The sequence below is a fragment of the Enterobacter sp. kpr-6 genome, assembly GCF_900116015.1.
Taxonomy (GTDB): domain Bacteria; phylum Pseudomonadota; class Gammaproteobacteria; order Enterobacterales; family Enterobacteriaceae; genus Enterobacter_D.
The window spans coordinates 99,023-120,769 of record NZ_FOYH01000005.1 but is presented as its reverse complement, the minus strand read 5'-3'; the positions used below and the strand labels follow the sequence as shown (position 1 = coordinate 120,769).

At 55.6% G+C, this 21,747-nt stretch carries 14 protein-coding genes; 10 read left to right on the top strand and 4 right to left on the bottom strand.

What is annotated here, in order from left to right; all coding sequences use genetic code 11:
• Window positions 1–13 precede the first annotated feature (13 nt).
• Window positions 14–7,612 (top strand): two-partner secretion domain-containing protein, encoded by a 7,599-nt coding sequence (locus BM373_RS13945; protein ID WP_090462386.1) that lies wholly within the window; start codon window positions 14–16, stop codon window positions 7,610–7,612.
• Between the two features lie 89 nt (window positions 7,613–7,701).
• On the opposite strand, the gene speA is transcribed toward BM373_RS13945, so the two are convergent.
• Together speA and yqgB are read right to left on the bottom strand one after the other, a co-directional pair.
• Window positions 7,702–9,678, bottom strand: a complete 1,977-nt coding sequence (gene speA, locus BM373_RS13940) for a biosynthetic arginine decarboxylase (protein WP_090462385.1) — start codon at window positions 9,676–9,678, stop codon at window positions 7,702–7,704.
• Window positions 9,679–9,686: 8 nt separating this feature from the next.
• Entirely contained in the window at window positions 9,687–9,818 is a 132-nt protein-coding gene (yqgB, locus tag BM373_RS13935; RefSeq protein ID WP_090462383.1) for an acid stress response protein YqgB, read from the bottom strand.
• 665 nt (window positions 9,819–10,483) lie between these two features.
• On the opposite strand from yqgB, the gene metK reads away from it, so the two are divergent.
• From metK to ruvX, 8 genes are all read left to right on the top strand, one after another.
• A complete protein-coding gene (gene metK, locus BM373_RS13925; RefSeq protein ID WP_090462619.1) occupies window positions 10,484–11,635 on the top strand; it encodes a methionine adenosyltransferase in 1,152 nt (383 codons plus the stop codon).
• A 235-nt stretch (window positions 11,636–11,870) separates the two neighbouring features.
• Window positions 11,871–13,304 (top strand): sugar porter family MFS transporter, encoded by a 1,434-nt coding sequence (locus BM373_RS13920; RefSeq protein WP_090462381.1) that lies wholly within the window; start codon window positions 11,871–11,873, stop codon window positions 13,302–13,304.
• An 85-nt stretch (window positions 13,305–13,389) separates the two neighbouring features.
• Entirely contained in the window at window positions 13,390–13,890 is a 501-nt protein-coding gene (locus BM373_RS13915; protein ID WP_090462379.1) for a SprT family zinc-dependent metalloprotease, read from the top strand.
• A 94-nt stretch (window positions 13,891–13,984) separates the two neighbouring features.
• On the top strand, window positions 13,985–14,692 hold the full coding sequence (gene endA, locus BM373_RS13910) for a deoxyribonuclease I (protein ID WP_090462377.1): 708 nt from the start codon (window positions 13,985–13,987) through the stop codon (window positions 14,690–14,692).
• A 163-nt stretch (window positions 14,693–14,855) separates the two neighbouring features.
• Window positions 14,856–15,587 (top strand): 16S rRNA (uracil(1498)-N(3))-methyltransferase, encoded by a 732-nt coding sequence (gene rsmE, locus BM373_RS13905; protein ID WP_090462375.1) that lies wholly within the window; start codon window positions 14,856–14,858, stop codon window positions 15,585–15,587.
• Between the two features lie 12 nt (window positions 15,588–15,599).
• Window positions 15,600–16,547 (top strand): glutathione synthase, encoded by a 948-nt coding sequence (gene gshB / locus BM373_RS13900; RefSeq protein ID WP_090462374.1) that lies wholly within the window; start codon window positions 15,600–15,602, stop codon window positions 16,545–16,547.
• Between the two features lie 95 nt (window positions 16,548–16,642).
• The gene (locus BM373_RS13895) at window positions 16,643–17,206 is read left to right on the top strand and encodes a YqgE/AlgH family protein (protein ID WP_090462372.1); all 564 of its coding nucleotides are present in this window, start codon (window positions 16,643–16,645) and stop codon (window positions 17,204–17,206) included.
• Window positions 17,206–17,622, top strand: a complete 417-nt coding sequence (gene ruvX / locus BM373_RS13890; protein WP_090462370.1) for a Holliday junction resolvase RuvX — start codon at window positions 17,206–17,208, stop codon at window positions 17,620–17,622. The genes BM373_RS13895 and ruvX overlap by 1 nt, the downstream gene beginning before the upstream one ends.
• A gap of 126 nt (window positions 17,623–17,748) precedes the next feature.
• On the opposite strand, the gene BM373_RS13885 is transcribed toward ruvX, so the two are convergent.
• Entirely contained in the window at window positions 17,749–18,441 is a 693-nt protein-coding gene (locus BM373_RS13885; protein ID WP_090462368.1) for an IclR family transcriptional regulator, read from the bottom strand.
• A 66-nt stretch (window positions 18,442–18,507) separates the two neighbouring features.
• On the opposite strand from BM373_RS13885, the gene BM373_RS13880 reads away from it, so the two are divergent.
• Entirely contained in the window at window positions 18,508–20,766 is a 2,259-nt protein-coding gene (locus BM373_RS13880) for an FAD-dependent oxidoreductase (protein WP_090462366.1), read from the top strand.
• Here BM373_RS13880 and BM373_RS13875 read toward each other — a convergent pair.
• Complete coding sequence (locus BM373_RS13875) at window positions 20,763–21,743, bottom strand: type IV pilus twitching motility protein PilT (RefSeq protein WP_090462364.1); 981 nt, start codon at window positions 21,741–21,743, stop codon at window positions 20,763–20,765. The genes BM373_RS13880 and BM373_RS13875 overlap by 4 nt on opposite strands.
• Between the last annotated feature and the right edge of the window lie 4 nt (window positions 21,744–21,747).

Sequence of the window (21,747 nt, the reverse complement as noted above, 5' to 3'; positions counted from 1 at the left end):
GTAAGGGAACACAATGAAAACGATTAAAAAAGACAAAATAACAGAGAGCAATTTGCATTTACGCCTTGCCCCTCTCTATTTATCTCTGGCCAGTATTTTTTCACCGCTGGCGGAAGCCGCCGGAACGGTGCCCGATCCGCGTCAGCCTGGTGGCCCGACGATGGGAAAAACGGCCAACGACACGCCGATGGTCAATATTGTTAATCCGAATGCCAAAGGCGTTTCGCACAATAAATTCGACCAGTTTAATGTCGATAAAAAAGGCCTGGTATTTAACAACAGCAAAACCGATGGCGTGACAAAAATTGGTGGCTATGCGGTAAAAAATGGTCAGCTACAGCAGGAAGCCAGCGCGATTATTAGCGAAGTAACCGGTGCGCAGGCCTCTTATATTAACGGGACAATGGAAGTCTTTGGTAAAAAATCCGACATCATTATCGCTAACGAAAACGGCATTTCGGTCAATGGCGCAACCACCATTAATGCTAATGGCCTGACGTTAAGTACCGGCAAAGTTCAGGCTAAAAGCGACGGCACTTATTCGCTTTCCGTGGAAAAAGGCAACGTTACTCTCACCGGCCAGGGGATTTCTACCGACGGGTTAAGCTATTTCGATATTGTCAGCCGCAGCGCCCAACTGGAAGGTGAAATTGCCGGAGCCGCAGATGTCAAAGTGCTGGCAGGTCAGAACAACTATAACCTGCAAACGCGTAGCCACACCGTGCGTAATAAAGGCGACGCCACCACGCCCGCCGTTGCGATTGACGGCAGCGCGCTGGGATCGATGTACGGCGGTAAGATCCAGTTGATCAGCACCGAATCCGGGGCGGGCGTGCGTCATGCGGGCGGTATTGTCGCCAGTAAAGATATTGATATTAATGCCAACGGCGATGTTATTCTCACCGGATTACGCAGCGATAAAAATATTACGCTTGCCGGGAATAACGTCACGCTGAATAAATCCACGGGCACCACGGCGCAGGCCAATATTGCGATTAAAGCGCTGGCAGGCGTGACCCTTAACAGCGACGTCATTTCTCAGGGGGGAACCCTGCGCATTGACGCCAGTTCGCTGGTGCAAAATGCCGCCACTTTACTGACCAACAGCACCACGATGACCACCATCCCGGCCATCGAAATTAATGTCGAAAATGAGTATATCCTCACCGGTAAATTAAAAGCGCTGGATGCCAAAGGTAATGTAATCGGTAACGGCACGGTCACCCTGAAAGACGGGGACTTTGTGGTGATGGTTAACGGCAAACCCGCGCCCTTTAGCGCCATCGTCTCGGATGCGCAGGTCGTCAGCCACAGCGGAAATATTAATATCAACGCGGGCAGCGTGAAAAATAGCGAAGGGGTGATGCTGGCGAAAAAAGGCACCTTACAGATTAACCTGAAAAAAGCCTTTGAAAATAACGGTTCAGTCAGCGCAACAGGCAGTGTCGCCATCGCTTCCGGAAGCATGAAAAATAACGGTATTATGTACGCCACGGATACGCAGACATTAACCGTGGGCGACGTGGATAACAGTGGCCGTGTTTTTGCCGATAAAAAACTGGTAATGAACGCCAGCGCGCTGAATAACAAAGGTAACATCGGCGTATCTCATGGCGAAATGCAACTGACCACCCGCGATAATCTGGTGAACTCAGCCACCATCAGCGGCGATGATGCCCGCCTGACGCTGAATACGGGCGGCAATCTGGATAACAGCGGAACGATCGTCAGTAATAAAAATGACGTCGCGCTGAACGTTAACGGCAAATCCGTTAATAACAAAGGCAAAATCCAGGCTCGTGATGTCACCATTACCGCCACGGACGCCAGCGCGGAGATGACTAACAGCGGCACCATCAGCGGTAAAAAAGATGTGCAGGTGAATGTCGCCCGTCTGAATAACGATGGCGGCTCGCTCAGCGCGGCTTCTGATATTACCGTTAATGTTGATAAAGAGATGATCAACACACGTGGCGGTGAGATCCTCGCGGAAAAAGCGATGGCTATTAATGGCAAGGCGGGCATGTCGGTCACCAACGCCAGCGATGGCTGGATCCAGGGCCAGACGATCACCACCAATGCCACCTCTCTCTATAACACCACCGCGGCGGTCATACTGGCTGAAAACAGTCTTAACCTGGCGAATCTGGACACGCTCATCAATGAGGGTGCCACGATCCAGGCCGCCAGCCTGAACATGGAAAATATTGACGAGCTGGAAAATACCCATGCAGGGACAATTTACGCCAGCGATACGCTGACCATTTCAGCGGTGGATTCGCTGCTCAATGACAATGCCATTCTCTCCTCCGGCGGCGTGATGTCACTGGCCGATATTGGCAGCCTGACCAACAGTAATAACGCGTTTCTCTCGTCCACGGCGGCAATGACCCTGTCCGGGATAACTACCTTTAATAATCAAAGTCAGATTGTCAGCGACGCTCAGGTCACTATCGAAAATAGCGATACCCTGAAAAACGAAGGGATTATTCAGGCCGGGACGGATTTAACGCTCCGCAATATTCACAGCCTGGTCAATCAGGGCAGCAATCATGTGCTGTCCGCCATGAATAATTTAACCCTTGATCATATTGGCTCAGTGACTAACACCGATCGGGCGGTTATTTCCGCATCGGTGAATACCGTGCTCAATGCAATAGGCACGGTGGTGAACTCTGCGTCGGGGATTGTGCAGGCCATTGACGGCACGCTGAATATTACCGCCGATACGATAAATAACAGCGGGGCGGAGTCAACCATCGTGGCAGGGGGTGATGTCACCCTGACGGCGAATCAACTGACGAATGACGATCACGGGGCGATTGTCGCCGTGGATAAAAACCTGACGCTGAATATTGCAGACTCCCTCACCAATACCAAAAACGCCACGCTTGCGGGCTATAACGTCAATCTTGCCAGCGGCTCGCTGAACAATACCGCAGGCGGTTTTATCACAGCCGATCGCGATTTTAATCTCGATCTGGTCCATATGAATAATACCGGCGGCGCGATGGAAGCGGCCAATACGCTGACGCTGGAAATAGACGACGACCTCACGCTTAATAATGAGAACGGTCACATTCTCTCCGGGAATGACCTCAATTTTATAACCCACGGCAGCTTTACCAATAATAAAGAGCTGGAAGTGATGGGAGACTTTACGGCGCGGGCCGATAAGAATGTGATTAACACTCAGTCAATTGTGACCGGTGGCGATCTGACGCTCACTGCGGAAAATATCACCAATGCGCAAAACGCCCTGCTGTGGTCAATTGGCGATATGTCGCTGGATGCCCGTAACGGCAATGTCTACAACGGCCTGCAAGGCAACGTGATGAGCATGGGCGATATGTCGATAATCGCTAAAAATATTGAAAACGCTGCCGGGATTATTCGCGCGGAGAAGAATATCAATCTTGACGCGGAACAGATAAAAAACATCAGTAAATACAGTGGCGGTACCGTATCAGGCGGCACCACCGAAAACAGTCACGGGCATTATGCCACCGTCACCAACGTGACCACGAAAATCAACATGGATACGGTCTTCTCGCTGCCGTTACTCACCTCTGATTTGACGCTTGAGCATAAGGCGGAAATCAGCGCCGGAGGGAATATAAATGTTAATCAGCGCGGAATATATACCGCACACAGCATCACTAACGAAGGTGGACTGATTCAGGCGGCGCAGGATATTACTATTACTGGCGATATCTACAACTCGCCAAAATATCATTCCCTTTCCGTTTACGATTACCTGAAAACGCCGCTGGATACGCCGATTACCATCACCTATGACTGGCGCGTCGCGGTGGATCATTCCACCACGCTGGAATTTAATTCCCTCTATGATTACCTGAATTTTGTCTTTGGGGGTATCGGCGATAATAAAGGCATTGAAGTTGATACTAACTGGTATTTGTATTCCTTAATTGATGCAGCAAACCAGTCGCCGCAGCTTAAGACCACTCTGGCTAAAATTTTCGGCGAAAACTGGATCAACAGCAGCATGGCGAATTTATCCAGGGAGTGGCAGTGGTATTACTACGACAGTGCAACGTTAAAAAACACGATGTTTTATATCGTCCCACAGGAAAAGAGCGAAATCACCGCAGGCCGTAATTTCAACCATGACGGCGGTACACTGAATAACGGGCTCGCCGGGGCGGGCGTGGTAAATACCCAGACCGCCATTGCCACCGTTGACGTGGGCGATCACAGCATTGATACCGCCCTTGCGGGTTACGATGTGATAGTTAATCCCAAAAAGATCGGTGAAATCGCCACGGGCATCCGCCCGACGCCGGTGATCGAAGAGATGGCCGCGATCCCCGGCATGTTTGAATTCTCCGATGAATTTAAGCAGGCCGCCATTGCGCAAAAAGAGGGCAAGCCCTCCCCCACCCCGACTAATCATATTGTGCCGATGTATGAAACCCGCCCGGAGATGATCGACCAGAGCCAGTTCACCGGTTCCGATTATTTCTTTGAAGAAGTGGGCTACAAACCTGCGTCACCGGTGACGGTCATTGGCGACAACTACTTTACCTCTGAGCTGATCCGCCGCCAGATCGCAGAATCCGTCGGCAGCTTCTTTGCCATCCGCGACGGGCTGGAAGGCGATGCGCTGGTGCAGGATCTGATGAACAATGCCGGAGAAGCGGCAAAAGATCCTGAACTGGGCCTGGTGGTCGGCGAAGCGTTAACCGATGAACAGCGTAGCCAGCTTGATCAGGACATCGTCTGGTACGTCAGCCAAAAAGTTAATGGTGTGGATGTGCTGGTGCCGGTGATCTATCTGTGCCCGGAAACGCTCCGTCAGATTGAGAACGGCGACGTCAGCAGCGGCACGGCAAATATTCACGCCGGTAATGAGGTGAACGTCAACGCTGACGCCATTAACAATGTGAGCGGCGGGATCGCATCCGGCGGCAATATGACGCTGGTTTCTGGGGGCGATATCACCAACGCCAGCAGCGGCATCAACAGCGGGATTTCTGCGGGCGGGGCCCTGGATATCTCCACCGCCCACGGCAACATCAATAATACCGGTGCGGCGCTCAATGCCGGGGGCGATATCTCCCTGTCGGCACGCGAAGGCGATATCACCCTGACCGCCAGCGTCGGGCGCGACGAAAACGGTAAGCAGAAGATCCATGCCTATGACGATGCCATCACCGCAAAAGGCAACATCAGCATGGAGGCAAAATCCATCACCGCGAACGCGGCGGATATCACGGCTGAAAATAACATCAGCATGACCGCCACCAGCGGCGATGTGACCTTTAACGATTTGCATCAAATCGACGCCTCTCACACCATCGACAGCCAGATTACCGGCGCAGGCAGCTACGTTGAGCAACATCAACAGAGCGCCAGCGCAAAAGGGATTGGCGCAAATGTTAACGCGGGCGGCACGCTTGAAATCAACGCCGCTAAAGACGTGGTGATGGAAGGTGGCAGCTACACCGCCGCAACCGGCGATATTCATGCGGGTGAAAATGTCACCATTAAAACGTCGGAAGATGTCGCCTGGGAGCAGTCCACCACCAAATCACGTGAATTTATCGCCTCTATTGATGCCAACGTGGTGGGCTATTCCGCCGAAGCCAAAAGCGGGGCCATGAACGGCAAATCCAGTACCATGACGACCCCTGATTCAGATAAGGACGTGGAAACCGGCAGTCAAACCAATCCAGGCGTCGGCTTCAAACTGGGGATGGAAACCGTCAGCGAGACGGAAACGAAGCAGAGCAAAACCAATAGCAACGCACAATTGAATTTCGGCGACAGCGTGAAGATTGAAGCCGGTGAAACGGCTGATATTGGCGGCGCGGATATCTCGGCGAAAAATAATGTTGAGATTAATGCCAGCGATGTGGCGACCACTAAATATGTGGATGAACACAGCACGACTCAAACCCACAAAGAAAGTTTTGCAGGTCTCAGCGGCGAGGTGCATAGCTCTCTTCTCGATAGCGTTGATAAAGCGGGCACCATGATTAAAAACGCGGTGGACGGCCAGGATGTGAATGGCGCATCCATGAGTGCGGAAGCGCTCGGACAGGTGAGTAATGTGGTGTTTGGCGACATGGCTGGCGCGTCTCTCACTATCGGCGGTAACACCAAAAAAACCGCCGCCACCAGCACCGCGACCGCAGAAAACACCACCCATATTAATGGCAGCAACATCACCATCAACGCCAAAAAGGACGTTGAACTCAACGGCACTGAGATGAACGCGGCGGATAAAGCGAGCATTAATGCAGGCGGGGACGTCTCCCTGAACGCGGCGCAATCCACCACCCGTTATGAGACGTCCGGCAGCGAGCATAACGGCGGGCTGACTATTTCCGGCAGTAAAGGCATCGGCCAACAGGATTTCGGCGCTGCGGTGTCGCTTGGCTATGACGGCAGCAAAGCGCAGTCGTCTGGCAGCACCACCAGCCATGAAAACACCTCCATCAACGGCAATAACGTTTCCGTGAATGCGGGGGGCGACATGACGATGCACGGCGCGGATATCACGGCGAAGAGCGCGGATATCGATGTGGCGGGCGATATGAACGTAAGCTCTGTGCAGGATACCGCCCGCGATGACGCCTCCAGCGCTAACTGGGGATTATCTCTTGGGGTGAGCGTTGAAACCGGCGGGAGAAAGAAAGGGCTGGCCATTGATGCCGCCGCCAACGGGGGCGGTGGTTCTGAATTCAATGACGCGGCAACCACCGGGCAGCAGTCGGGCATTCATACCGCAGAGGCGCTGAACGTTAACACTGGCGGCGATTTGAATATGGCCGGTTCACATCTGATTTCGGATAACAAAACCGGACACGTGGACGTTGGCGGGAAAATCAATGCCAGCGACGTGCAGGATCACGTTGAGAAAGATGGCGCGTATGGCGGTGCCGGGGCCAGTATCAGCGTGTCGCCGAAAGGACAGATCAAAGGCGGCGGGGTTGACGTCTACGTGAATACGGTCGATGAAGTGCACTATGCGGAAACGCAGAAATCGACGATTAGCGTGGGGGACATCACCACCGGGAAGGGCACAAGCGGCGCGATCAATACCGATACCAGTAAACTTTCGGATGTGACGAAAGATGAAAAAATAGCGGGCAATGATATCTCCTGGAGTATAGGTATGTCGGCGAAAGACAAGAATCAGAACGGTTCGAATGCAGCGCAACCGCCCGCACCTGCGCCTAAACCGGCACCCAAGCCAGCCCCGGCTCCGAACCCTGCACCCGCGCCGAAGCCAGCCCCGGCTCCAAAGCCTGCGCCTGTGCCGAAGCCCGCTCCGGCTCCAAAACCTGCACCTGCGCCGAAGCCCGCCCCGGCTCCAAAACCTGCGCCTGCGCCGAAGCCCGCCCCGGCTCCTAAGCCTGCACAGGGTGCGAAGAAATGGCCTGTGCCTAATACCAGTTACCCTACCCTGTCGCCTGGCTCTGCGACGGCTAAACCGGGAACGGTGACGCCGAAAGCGCCAGCGGCGACGAACGGCAACGGCACCACCATTAATAAAGGTGCGTGGATCCCATTGATGTCACGAACGCCGATCAATATCTACGCAGCCGTGCGCGTGGGTTTTGAAGACGACCACCTGGCGTAAATAAAAAAGGCCATCTCGCAGGAGATGGCCTTTTCGTTCGCCCAAACTGTTCCCTCTCCCACGTGAGAGGGTCAGGGTGAGGGGAAATCTTACTCGTCTTCCAGGTAGGTATACCCGTACAGGCCCGCTTCAAACTCTTCCAGGAACTGCTGTTGCAGTGCCGCATCCAGATCGGTTTGTTTAACCTGATCGCGGAAATGCGTCAGCAACGTTTTCGGATCGAGCTGCACATATTCCAGCATATCGGCCACGGTATCGCCTTCGTCGGACAGCTCCACTTCCACGCTGCCATCCGGGAACACAAACACGTCAACCGCTTCGGTATCGCCGAACAGGTTGTGCATGTTGCCAAGAATTTCCTGATACGCGCCAACCATAAAGAAGCCCAGCGGCGGCGGATTTTCTGGATCGTATTCCGGCATCGGCATGGTGGTGGCAATCCCGTCGCCGTCCACGTAGTGATCGATAGCACCGTCAGAATCACAGGTGATATCCAGCAGTACCGCGCGGCGCTCCGGTGCCTGATTCAGCCCTTCGAGCGGCATCACCGGGAACAACTGATCGATCCCCCACGCATCCGGCATCGACTGGAACAGCGAGAAGTTGACGTACATCTTGTCCGCCATGCGCTCCTGAAGTTCGTCGATGATCGGACGATGCGCGCGGTTGCTCGGATCGAGCTGCTTCTGCACTTCGTGGCACATGCTCAGATAAAGCTGTTCAGCCCAGGCGCGATCCTGCAACGAGAACGAACCGGAAGAGTAGCCGACGTGAACGTCATGCAGATCCATCTGGCTGTCGTGCAGCCATTCACGCAGCGAACGGCGCGTACCCGGCTCGTGCATCTCCTGCCAGGTTTCCCACAGGCTTTGCAGCGCGCGCGGGGCTTCGGCAGACGGCGCGGTCGGTTCGGTATATTCGTTACGCTCAACGCCGATGATGTTCGACACCAGCACAGTATGGTGCGCGGTCACCGCACGGCCAGACTCGGTGATCACCGTTGGATGCGGCAAGCCGTGTTCTTCACAGGCGTCGCCAATCGCCCAGATAATGTTGTTGGCGTATTCATTCAGGCCATAGTTCACGGAACAGTCGGACTGCGAACGGGTCCCTTCATAATCCACGCCCAGGCCGCCGCCCACATCGAAGCACTCAATGTTGACACCCAGTTTGTGCAGTTCAACGTAGAAACGCGCAGACTCACGCACGCCGTTGGCGATGTCGCGGATGTTGGCCATCTGCGAACCGAGGTGGAAGTGCAGCAACTGAATGCTGTCCAGACGACCGCGCTCGCGCAGAATTTCCACCAGTTGCAGAACCTGCGTTGCCGCCAGACCAAATTTGGATTTTTCACCGCCGGACGACTGCCATTTGCCGGAGCCCTGTGACGCCAGACGCGCACGCACACCGAGGCGCGGCACCACGTTCAGACGCTCGGCTTCTTCCAGCACGATGGCGATTTCGGTCATCTTCTCGATCACCAGATAGACCTTGTGGCCCATCTTCTCGCCGATCAGCGCCAGGCGAATATATTCACGGTCTTTATAACCATTACAGACAATCACGCTGCGGGTCATACCGGCGTGCGCCAGTACAGCCATCAGTTCCGCTTTGGAACCGGCTTCCAGACCCAGCGGTTCACCGGAATGGATCAGTGATTCAATCACGCGGCGGTGCTGGTTAACCTTAATCGGGTAAACCAGGAAGTAGTCGCCGTTGTAACCGTAAGACTCACGCGCACGTTTGAACGCGGCGTTAATCGAACGCAGGCGGTGTTGCAGGATCTGTGGGAAGCAGAACAGTGCGGGCAGGCGCTGTCCCTGTGCTTCACGCGCTTTTACCAGTTCAGCAAGATCGACACGCGCTTGCGGGACGTCGGGATCCGGGCACACGCTGATGTGGCCCAGTTCGTTAACGTCGTAGTAGTTATTGCCCCACCAGGCAATATTGTAAGTGCGAAGCATTTTGCTGGCTTCCTGGGAGCTCATTGCAACCTCCTGCATGGAGCGTAGTACACCCTGTTCGCCTGCTGACGAAGGCGAATCCATAGAAATGTCGTCAGACATAGCGAACCTCAATTTGTCTTAGTAAGTGTAAAACAGTTGACCACTATCGCAGCGAAAAACTGCGATAACAACCCATAAACAGTCTGATTTCCCAGCACATTGCGCTGTGTGATCGACTGCGCGATCGGTTTCTTGTTCATATGATAGTAAAACACGTATCCGGACTTAATGATGACAGGCCGGCGAAACCACGAGAAAACCCCTGTCAGACCAGGAGCGCCCTTGTTCAGGAATCACAAGGTCTTACCGGCTCTGGAGTCCTGAGAAGCGCCGAAATGGGTATAACATCGGCAGGATTGCAGTAAAGAATTGCGGGTTGCGGGAGACAGATGCACGACCGGACGGCGTGACAGATTCAGCGGTAAACAACGGTTCATTATTTCGTATCACCTCCACGCCAACCGTTTGATGATCGGCGATAAGCTCAGACAGATTAACTGCTTACCCGGCGGGAAGTGGCGACACGATGATGTTGTCGTGCGCTTTTTTACCCCCCGTAACACTGCGTGGCGGGGGATAGCCGCGTGCGGCGTTTTATACCGACAAAGGGGGTAAAAAGCAAAATAAAAAAGCCGGGTTTGCTGCGTAACCAGGAAAAATCGCCAGACACGCTTCACGCATAATGCGGGAGGAGTCAAAAAAAGGCTGGAAATGGGCTTAAGAATTGACCTAAAATAGCCGTCCAGATGTTAATCCATCTATACAGATTAACACTTAGACTTCCTGTGTCTTTTACCTGTCACCCTGAACGGGGTGTATGGCGCAGGGTCTGAGCTTATTAAATTACCCCCAGGTGAATCAGAACATGGCAAAACACCTTTTTACGTCCGAATCCGTCTCAGAAGGACATCCTGATAAAATCGCAGACCAAATCTCTGATGCGGTACTGGATGCAATCCTGGAGCAGGATCCGAAAGCACGCGTCGCGTGCGAAACCTACGTTAAAACCGGGATGGTTTTAGTCGGTGGTGAGATCACCACCAGCGCCTGGGTTGATATCGAAGAGATCACCCGTAACACCGTTCGTGACATCGGCTACGTGCACTCTGACATGGGCTTTGATGCCAATTCCTGTGCCGTGCTGAGCGCAATCGGCAAGCAGTCCCCGGACATTAACCAGGGCGTTGACCGTGCCGATCCGCTGGAGCAGGGCGCGGGCGACCAGGGCCTGATGTTTGGCTATGCGACCAATGAAACCGACGTGCTGATGCCAGCGCCGATCACCTACGCCCACCGTCTGGTGCAGCGTCAGGCTGAAGTGCGTAAAAACGGCACCTTGCCGTGGCTGCGTCCGGATGCGAAAAGCCAGGTCACCTTCCAATACGACGACGGCAAAATCGTGGGTATTGATGCGGTGGTCCTGTCCACTCAGCACGCTGAAGATATCGACCAGAAATCGCTGCAGGAAGGCGTGATGGAAGAGATCATCAAGCCGGTTCTGCCTGCGGAATGGCTGAATGCCTCTACCAAATTCTTCATCAACCCGACGGGCCGTTTCGTTATCGGTGGTCCAATGGGCGACTGCGGTTTGACCGGTCGTAAGATCATCGTTGATACCTACGGCGGCATGGCTCGTCACGGTGGCGGCGCGTTCTCCGGTAAAGATCCGTCGAAAGTTGACCGTTCCGCGGCATACGCGGCGCGCTATGTCGCGAAAAACATCGTGGCAGCGGGCCTTGCCGATCGTTGTGAAATCCAGGTGTCCTACGCTATCGGCGTGGCAGAGCCGACGTCCATCATGGTCGAAACCTTCGGCACTGAAAAGCTGCCGTCTGAGCAACTGACCCTGCTGGTACGCGAGTTCTTCGATCTGCGTCCGTACGGCCTGATCCAGATGCTGGATCTGCTGCACCCGATCTACAAAGAAACCGCTGCTTACGGTCACTTTGGTCGCGAACATTTCCCGTGGGAAAAAACCGACAAAGCGCAACTGCTGCGTGATGCGGCCGGTCTGTAAGACCTCTCCGCCATCCATTGGATCCAGCCTGCGGGCTGGATTTTTTTTGCCTGCGTAACCCCCTCCACGCCTGGGATGAAAGCGATTTCATCAGCACGTTATCTCACCCGTTCGGTTTAGTCTGAAAACACCGCGCCTGCCTTGCCCCTCCCCTCCTTAATGCTATGTTTTACCTGACTAACATTTCTTGACAATCGTGTAAGCGATTACATCAACATCATCTGTCTGCCAGTCTATGACGTTGATAAAACAGATAACCCAACGGGAGGGCATCATGCCTGATAATAAAAAAAAGGGACGCTCAAATAAGGCAATGACCTTTTTTGTCTGCTTCCTCGCCGCGCTGGCGGGATTACTTTTTGGCCTGGATATCGGCGTCATCGCAGGGGCCCTGCCCTTTATTGCTGATGAATTCAAAATCAGCCCGCACACCCAGGAGTGGGTGGTCAGCTCCATGATGTTTGGTGCCGCCGTCGGTGCTGTCGGCAGCGGCTGGTTGTCTTACCGTCTCGGGCGTAAAAAAAGCCTGATGATCGGCGCAATCCTGTTTGTGCTCGGCTCGCTGTTCTCCGCCGCCGCGCCAAACGTCGAAATCCTGATCCTCTCCCGCGTGTTGCTGGGGCTGGCGGTCGGTGTCGCGTCTTATACCGCTCCGCTATATCTGTCTGAAATCGCGCCCGAAAAAATTCGTGGCAGCATGATTTCAATGTATCAACTGATGATCACCATCGGGATTTTAGGCGCGTATCTGTCGGATACCGCGTTCAGCTACAGCGGTGCGTGGCGCTGGATGCTGGGCATTATCATCATCCCGGCGATCCTGCTGCTGATTGGCGTGTTCTTCCTGCCGGACAGCCCGCGCTGGTACGCCGCGAAGCGCCGCTTCCACGATGCCGAGCGCGTGCTGCTGCGTCTGCGTGATACCAGCGCAGAAGCGAAAAACGAACTGGATGAGATCCGCGAAAGCCTGCAGGTTAAGCAGAGCGGCTGGGCGCTGTTTAAAGAGAACAGCAATTTCCGTCGCGCGGTCTTCCTGGGCGTGCTGCTTCAGGTGATGCAGCAGTTCACCGGCATGAACGTGATCATGTACTACGCACCGAAAATCTTTGAACTGGCAGGCTACGCCAATACCACCGAGCAGATGTGGGGCACGGTAATTGTCGGTCTGACCAACGTGCTGGCCACCTTTATCGCAATCGGTCTGGTGGACCGCTGGGGCCGTAAGCCAACGCTGACGCTGGGCTTTATGGTGATGGCGGCGGGCATGGGTATTCTGGGTACCATGATGCATTTCGGTATCGAGTCGCCAAACGAGCAGTACATTGCTGTCGCCATGCTGCTGATGTTTATCGTTGGTTTTGCGATGAGCGCTGGTCCGTTAATCTGGGTTCTGTGTTCTGAGATCCAGCCGCTGAAAGGCCGTGATTTCGGTATCACCTGCTCAACCGCGACCAACTGGATCGCCAATATGATTGTCGGCGCAACGTTCCTGACCATGCTCAACACGCTGGGCAACGCCAACACCTTCTGGGTCTACGGCGCGCTGAACCTGTTCTTTATCGTGCTGACCATCTGGCTGGTGCCGGAAACCAAGCATGTATCACTTGAGCACATCGAGCGTAACCTGATGAAAGGCCGCAAACTGCGCGAGATTGGTTCACACGATTAACCCTGTCGCCCGGCGGCGCACGCTGCCGGGCTCTCCTCTCCGCACGTCTTGCACTTGTCCGTCGGCCCCATTATTCTGGCCCTCTATGAAAACGCCCCGTCTCCCCATCGCTCTGCAACAGGCCATTATGCGCAGCCTGCGCCAGCATCTCGCTCAGGCGAACCTGAAGCTCGAACGCCATTATCCCGAACCTAAACTGGTGTATCAGCAGCGGGGAACCTCCGCGGGTACCGCATGGGCTGAACGCTATGAGATCCGCTTAAATCCGGTGCTGTTACTGGAAAACGAGCAGGCTTTTATCAATGAAGTCGTTCCCCACGAACTGGCGCATTTGCTGGTGTGGAAGCACTTTGGCCGGGTCGCGCCGCACGGGAAAGAGTGGAAGTGGATGATGGAGAGCGTGTTAGGCGTTCCCGCCCACCGCACTCATCAGTTTGAGCTTCACTCTGTTCGTCAGAATACCTTTCCTTACCGCTGTCGCTGCCAGGAGCATCAGCTTACCGTGCGTCGGCACAATAAAGTGCTGCGCAATGAGGCCGTTTACCGCTGCGTGCATTGCGGTGAACCCCTGATTGCCTGCGTCTGATTACCGGAACCATTAACGTGTTTTTCTGCGCTAACTGATTGCATCCGGCAACGCCATTCGCTACGGTGCGGGCTCAACTGGCCTGGAGTTCAACATGTTCCGTCAACTTACTTTTATTCTTAGCCTGCTGGCAGGATGCTGCGCTATGCCTGCTCTGGCGCAAGGCATCAACAGTTTTTCGCAGGCCAAAGCGGCAGGCGTTAAAATCCATGCAGATGCGCCCGGCGATTTTTACTGCGGCTGCAAGATTAACTGGCAGGGTAAAAAAGGCGTCGTCGATCTGGAATCGTGCGGTTATAAAGTGCGTAAAAATGAAAACCGCGCCCGGCGTATTGAGTGGGAACACGTAGTTCCGGCCTGGCAGTTTGGCCACCAGCGCCAGTGCTGGCAGGATGGCGGTCGCAAAAATTGCAGCAAAGATCCGGTCTATCGCAAAATGGAAAGCGACATGCACAACCTGCAACCGGCGCTGGGCGAAGTGAACGCCGATCGCGGCAACCTGATGTACAGCCAGTGGAACGGCGGCGAAGGTCAGTACGGACAATGCGAGATGAAGGTCGATTTTAAGGAAAAACTCGCAGAACCACCCGCCCGCGCCCGCGGCATGATCGCCCGCACCTATTTCTATATGCGCGACCAGTACCAGCTCACCCTGTCACGCTCGCAAACGCAGCTGTTTACCGCCTGGGATAAACTTTACCCGGTCAATAACTGGGAATGTGAGCGCGAACGCCGCATCGCGAAGGTGCAGGGAAATCATAACCGTTATGTGCTTGATGCTTGTCAGGCGCAAAACCGCTAACTTACACTGAGAAAATTAAGGCCCCTCACCCCGGCCCTCTCCCCCGGGGAGAGGGTGAAAAGCGGACTTGTGCTCGATCCAGGCATGATTGGCTCGATCTGTCCCCTCTCCCCCGGGAGAGGGTTAGGGTGAGGGGAAAAATCAACTACACGGAAATCAACACATGCGTAAACCCCGCATTTACCACCCCGAATTTTTAACCGCAGGCCAGGACGTGGCGCTTAGCGATGACGCGGCGAATCACGTGGGTCGCGTCTTACGCATGAGCGCCGGGCAGGCGGTGCAGCTCTTTGACGGCAGCAATCAGATTTTTGACGCGGAGATCCTGCGCGCGGATAAAAAAAGCGTGGTGGTGAATGTTCGCACCGCGGAAACCGATGACCGTGAATCGCCCCTGCATATCCATCTGGGCCAGGTCATGTCGCGCGGTGAAAAAATGGAATTCACTATCCAGAAATCCATTGAGCTGGGTGTAAGCCTCATTACGCCACTCTTTTCTGAACGCTGCGGCGTTAAACTGGATGCTGAACGTCTGAACAAGAAAATCCAGCAGTGGCAGAAAATCGCCATTGCCGCCTGCGAACAGTGTGGTCGCAACCGCATTCCTGAGATCCGCCCGGCGATGGATCTGGAAGACTGGTGTGCAGAAGCCGATGACGGTCTGAAGCTGAACCTGCACCCGCGGGCCAGCGCCAGCATCAACACGCTGCCGTTACCCGTTGAGCGTGTGCGCCTGCTGATTGGTCCGGAAGGCGGCCTGACGGCAGATGAAATCGCCATGACCGCACGCTACCAGTTTACTGATATTCTGTTAGGGCCACGTGTTTTGCGCACAGAGACGACTGCACTCACCGCCATTACCGCCCTGCAAGTCCGCTTCGGCGATTTGGGGTAAAGGAGAAGAACAATGATTAAGCTCGGCATCGTGATGGATCCCATCGCAGACATCAACATCAAGAAAGATTCCAGCTTCGCTATGCTGCTGGAAGCACAACGTCGCGGCTACGAGCTGCACTACATGGAAATGGCGGATCTTTATCTGATCAACGGTGAAGCCCGCGCCCGCACGCGTCTGCTCTCCGTCGAGCAAAACTACGACAAATGGTATGACTTCAGCGGCGAGCAGGATATTGATCTGGCCTCACTCGACGTGGTGCTGATGCGTAAAGATCCGCCGTTCGACACCGAATTTATTTACGCCACTTATATCCTTGAGCGCGCGGAAGAGAAAGGCACGCTGATCGTTAACAAACCGCAGAGCCTGCGTGACTGTAACGAAAAGCTGTTCACCGCCTGGTTTGCCGATCTGACCCCGGAAACGCTGGTGACGCGCAGCAAAGCCCAGCTAAAAGCCTTCTGGGAAAAGCATCATGACATCATCCTCAAGCCGCTGGATGGCATGGGCGGTACGTCGATTTTCCGCGTCAAAGAAGGCGATCCTAACCTGCCGGTTATCGCTGAAACCCTGACGATGCTGGGCAATCGCTACTGCATGGCGCAGAACTATCTGCCCGCGATTAAAGACGGTGATAAGCGCGTGCTGGTGGTGGATGGCGAACCGGTGCCGTACTGCCTGGCGCGTATTCCGCAGGGCGGCGAAACGCGTGGCAATCTGGCGGCCGGTGGCCGTGGCGAGCCGCGTCCGCTCAGCGACAGCGACTGGGAAATTGCCCGCCGCGTTGCACCGACGCTAAAAGCCAAAGGTCTGATCTTTGTTGGTCTCGACATCATCGGCGATCGCCTGACCGAAATTAACGTCACCAGTCCCACCTGCATTCGTGAAATTGAAGCCGTTTTCCCGGTTTCTATCACCGGTATGCTGATGGACGCCATTGAAAAACGTCTGGGCAAATAAGCATGACGGCGGCGCGCCAGCTTGCTATACGCGCCGCTTTGCCCGCATACTGAGCGCTTGTTGCTTTTGTGAACCAGGAAACAGAACCTCTGACAATGAATTTACAGCATCACTTTCTGATTGCCATGCCTGCTCTCCAGGATCCTCTTTTTCGTCGTGCCGTGATCTATATCTGCGAGTATAACGATGAGGGCGCGATGGGGATCATCATCAATAAGCCTCTGGAAAACCTGAAAGTCGAAGGCGTTCTCGAGAAACTCAAAATTAACCCTGAATCGCGTGACCCGGACATCCGGCTGGATAAACCTGTGTTCCTCGGCGGCCCGCTGGCGGAAGATCGCGGCTTTATTCTGCATACGCCGCCTGCTAAATTTGCCTCCAGCATTCGTATTTCCGATAACACGGTGATCACCACTTCGCGCGATGTGCTGGAAACGCTCGGCACCGATGCGCAGCCGACAGACGTGCTGGTCGCGCTGGGCTACTCCTCATGGGAAAAGGGCCAGCTCGAACAGGAGATTCTGGATAACGCCTGGCTGACAGCCCCGGCCGATAAAAACATTCTGTTCAAAACGCCTATTGCCGATCGCTGGCGCGAAGCGGCTAAACTGATTGGCATTGATATTTCCACAATGCCTGACTCTGCGGGGCATGCCTGATGAGCGGCACTCTGCTGGCGTTTGATTTTGGCACCAAAAGTATTGGCGTGGCGATTGGGCAGCGCATCACCGGCACCGCCCGCCCGCTGACGGCACTCAAAGCCCAGGACGGTACACCGGACTGGAAACTGATCGAGCGCCTGCTGAAAGAGTGGCAGCCCGATGAAGTGATCGTCGGGTTACCGCTGAATATGGATGGCACTGAGCAGCCGCTGACCGCGCGGGCACGCAATTTCGCCAATAAAATCCATGGCCGCTTCGGTGTGCGTGTTCAGTTACATGATGAGCGTCTGAGCACGGTTGAAGCCCGCGCCGGGCTGTTTGAACATGGCGGCTTCCGCTCCCTCACCAAAGGCAACGTTGACTCTGCCTCCGCTGTTATCATCCTCGAAAGCTACTTCGACCAGCACGGCTAACCGCCGCCCTTTCCCGCCTCGCTGTGCCGCAGGCGGGTAGCATTCTCTCGATCGCCCTCACACTTCAGAGCCAGGATTTTTGCATTCATCTTAATGTTTCTATAAAAGAAACAATATACGAGCAAATCAGGCTTTTTGCGTGAGCTGTGCGGCCAGTTGATGCAGCGCTTCCAGGCGCGTATTTACCACGTCGTCATTCACCTGCCACATACCGGCAAAAGCCAGCGCCGCCGGGCGAGCGCCTAAGGGTTGCGCCATTGATACTTCGCCGTCGTCGTGATGCCACACCACATGACCCTGGGTGCGTTGCTGGACGAGGTGCGGATGAAGTTGCTGCCACTGTTCAGGCGTAAAGCGCGGAATGAGTGCCTCGTCGCTTTCCGCCGCCAGCAGCGACATACCGATGACCGACTGCCAGGCAGGCAGCATATGAAATCCAGCCAGCGCCTGGGTGACCTGGCTGCCGGGTTCGGAGTGGTAGATGTAGATGACCTGATCCTCCCAGAGGACGCCCATCGCCACCACGATATCTTTCGGGGCATGGCGTTCTAACAGAGGTAGCGCCTGGGAGAACAGGGCCGACCCGCGGATCGCCTGGGCTGCAAGGGCGTGAATGCCGGGGCCGGGAAGGTAACGGCGCTGCTCGTCCTGCATCGTCAGACCGATGGAGGCCATGGTCATCAGCAGGCGATTGACGCGGGTAGTGTTAATGCCCATCAGACGCGCCAGCTCGCGACAGCCGATTGCACGGCCACTGGAGACCAGGTATTGCAGACAGCGGATCCCGTCAATCAGGCTTTGGTTTGGTTGGGATGACATAGCGGCGCTCATTATTCAGCTTTAACAGCGTGTGATTTTACCGTCAGCACAGAAGGAAACAAGACAATGAAAATCTTTCCCCGGCGCGATACCCGATCATTTCCTGTCCGGCAGCTACAAACTGACCTGCTGGTCGCAGGCGGCGGTCTGGCCGGACTGTGCGCGGCGCTGGCTGCCGCCCGCGATGGCTTACAGGTGGTGCTGATCCAGGACAGGCCGGTGCTCGGCGGTAATGCCTCCAGCGAAGTCCGGTTGTGGGCCAACGGCGCGACCTCGCATATGGGTAATAATAACCGCTGGGCACGGGAAGGCGGCATTATGGGCGAGATCCTCGAAGAAAACCTGTGGCGCAATAAAGAAGGCAACCCGGTGATGTTTGATCTGGTGCTGCTGGATCTCGCCAAAAGCCAGCCGGGACTGACGCTGCTGCTCAACACCGCCGTGTATGAGGTCGAGGCCTGGGAGCAGTGCATTCACCAGGTGAAAGCCTTTAACCCAATCAATGAGACCTTTTATGAGGTCAGCGCCACGCAGTTTTGCGATGCCACTGGCGATGGCGTGCTCGGCTATCTCGCAGGCGCGGAATACCGGGAAGGCGCGGAAGACATCAGCGAACTGGGCGAGAAAATGGCACCGGGTGACAGCTTCGGGCATAAACTCGGGCACTCGATTTACTTCTACACCAAACACACCGACGGCCCGGTGAATTTCGTCCCGCCCTCTTTTGCGCTTGACGATATCACCGCTATCCCGCGCTACAAACGGCTCACCTCCACCCTCAACGGCTGCGATCTGTGGTGGCTCGAATGGGGCGGGCGTCTCGATACCGTTCACGAAAGCGAAGCCATCAAATGGGAGCTGTGGAAGATCGTCTGGGGCGTCTGGAACTACATCAAAAATTCGGGTGAGTTTCCGGAAGCGGCGAACATGACCATTGAGTGGGTCGGCGCGATCCCCGGCAAGCGCGAGAGCCGCCGTTTTATGGGCGATCATCTGCTTTGCCAGCAGGACATTATTGAACAGCGCGACCACTACGACGCCGTGGCCTACGGCGGCTGGTCCATCGATCTTCATCCGGCAGACGGCGTTTACAGCACCCACGACGGCTGCCGCCAGTTTCACAGCAAAGGCACCTACACGATCCCCTATCGCAGCCTCTACAGCCGCTCGCTCGACAATCTGTTTTTGACCGGGCGGCTGATCTCCGCCTCCCACGTCGCCTTCGGCAGCGCCCGCGTGATGTGCACCTGCGGGCTGCTCGGTGAAGTTGTTGGGCGTGCAGCAGCGCTGTGCCACCAGCAAAAGCTAACGACGCACGAACTGGCTGCGCCTGAGAAAATTGGCGAGCTACAACAGCATTTGCAGGCGACGGGCTGCTATATCCCGCGTCAGTTCCTCACCGATCCGGCTGCTGGCGCAACCGTCACCGCCAGCAGTGAATATCATCTGGCCCGGTTGCCGCCCAACGGCAAATGGGAGCCACTTTCCGCGCGCATGGCGATCCTGTTACCGGTCAAAGCCGGAGAGTCACTGCCCGATTTTACCGTGACACTGCGCGCCCGGACGCCGCAAAACGTCACCGTCAGACTGCTCGGAAGCCAGCGCGCCGGGAATTTCACCCCGGAGCTTGCGTATGATGAATGCGCATTCCCGGTTAATGGCGAACAGGATCACCGCTGCACGTTTAGCTGGCAAAGCGAGCGCGATCAGTACGTTTTTGTTGCCTTCGACGCCACTGACGACGTTGAAATTGCCCTGACTGACGTGGCGCTGCCCGGCATTATGACGGTGTTTAACAGCCTGAATGCCCGCGTTGCCAAACATACCCGCCAGATCGCCGACGGCGATTACGGCGTGGACGAGTTCGACTTCTGGCTACCGCGCCGCCGCCCGCAGCAGATCATGCCCGCAATGCAGTTAAGCGCCCCGCTGCACTGCTTTGAGCCGCACAACCTGCTCAATGGTCGTCTGCGCCCGGAGCAGCAAACCAACGCCTGGGTGCCTGCGCCGGAAGATGCGCAGCCGTGGATCAGTTTGCACTGGCCCGCCGCGCACCGTTTTAGCCAGGTGACGTTAATTCATGACAACGATTTTGATAACGCCATGGAAACCGTGCAGATGGGCCATCCGCTGCCCGTGACTCCGCACTGCATCACGCGTTATCGCCTGTGGGCAGACGACCAGTTAATCGCGGACGTTGACCATAACCACCGTTCGGTCTGCGAACATCGTTTTGCCACGCCGCAAACGGCGCACATCCTTCGCCTGGAGATCCTCGCCACCGCAGGCGCGCTGCCGGCAGTTTATGCGCTGCACGTGCGCTAAAGCCTGCCCTGCGCCACCCGCTGCTGGTAACTTTGCGCGAAGGTTTGCATCCCCGCCTGCTGTCCGGTCTGCATCACGCCGGGGATCTGGTGGGTTTTGCCTTCGCGGATTAAATTCGCCACCGCCGGGATATTGACCAGCAGTTCATACAGCGCCACGCGTCCGCCCTGTTTATCCGGCTCCAGCTTTTGCGCCAGCACCGCCTGAAGGCTGCCCGCAAGCTGGCTGCGGACCGGATCTTTTTCCTGCGCCGGGAAGGTATCCACCAGCCGCTCAATAGCCTGCGCTGCGCCGCGCGTGTGCAGCGTGGCGAGTACCAGATGCCCGGTTTCGGCTGCGGTGAGCGCCAGCCGGATGGTTTCGCTGTCGCGCAATTCACCCAGTAAAATCACGTCGGGATCTTCACGCAGCGCCGCGCGTAATCCGTCGGCAAACGACGGACAGTGCAGACCGATTTCGCGCTGTTGGATCAGGCATTGCACCCCCTCATGCACATATTCAATCGGATCTTCGAGAGTCAGGATATGCCCGTGCATCCGGTGGTTTAGCGCATCGACAATGGCTGCAAGGGTGGTGGACTTACCGCTGCCGGTCGCCCCGGTCACCAGAATCAGGCCATTTTCCCGTGCCAGAATTTCATCAATGGCCGCAGGCACGCCCAGGGCGTCCAGTTGCGGGCAGCGGGTCGGCAGCAGTCGCAGTGCAAGCGATGCGCCGTGATGATGCATAAACGCACTGGCGCGCAGCCGCTGCCGTTGACTGACTTCAATCGCAAAATCAACCTGCCGGTTTGCCCACCATTCACCCTGCTGTTCGTCGCTCAGCGCCTCGCGCATCAGCGTCTCGATATCGGGGGGCGGAAAGGGGGCCGCTTCCAGTTTGCCCAGCCGTCGCCAGCGCGGGGGCCGGGTGTTGCACAGGTGTAGATCCGAGACGTTATGCTTTACACTAAGGGCCACAATTTCTTCCATATTCATACAG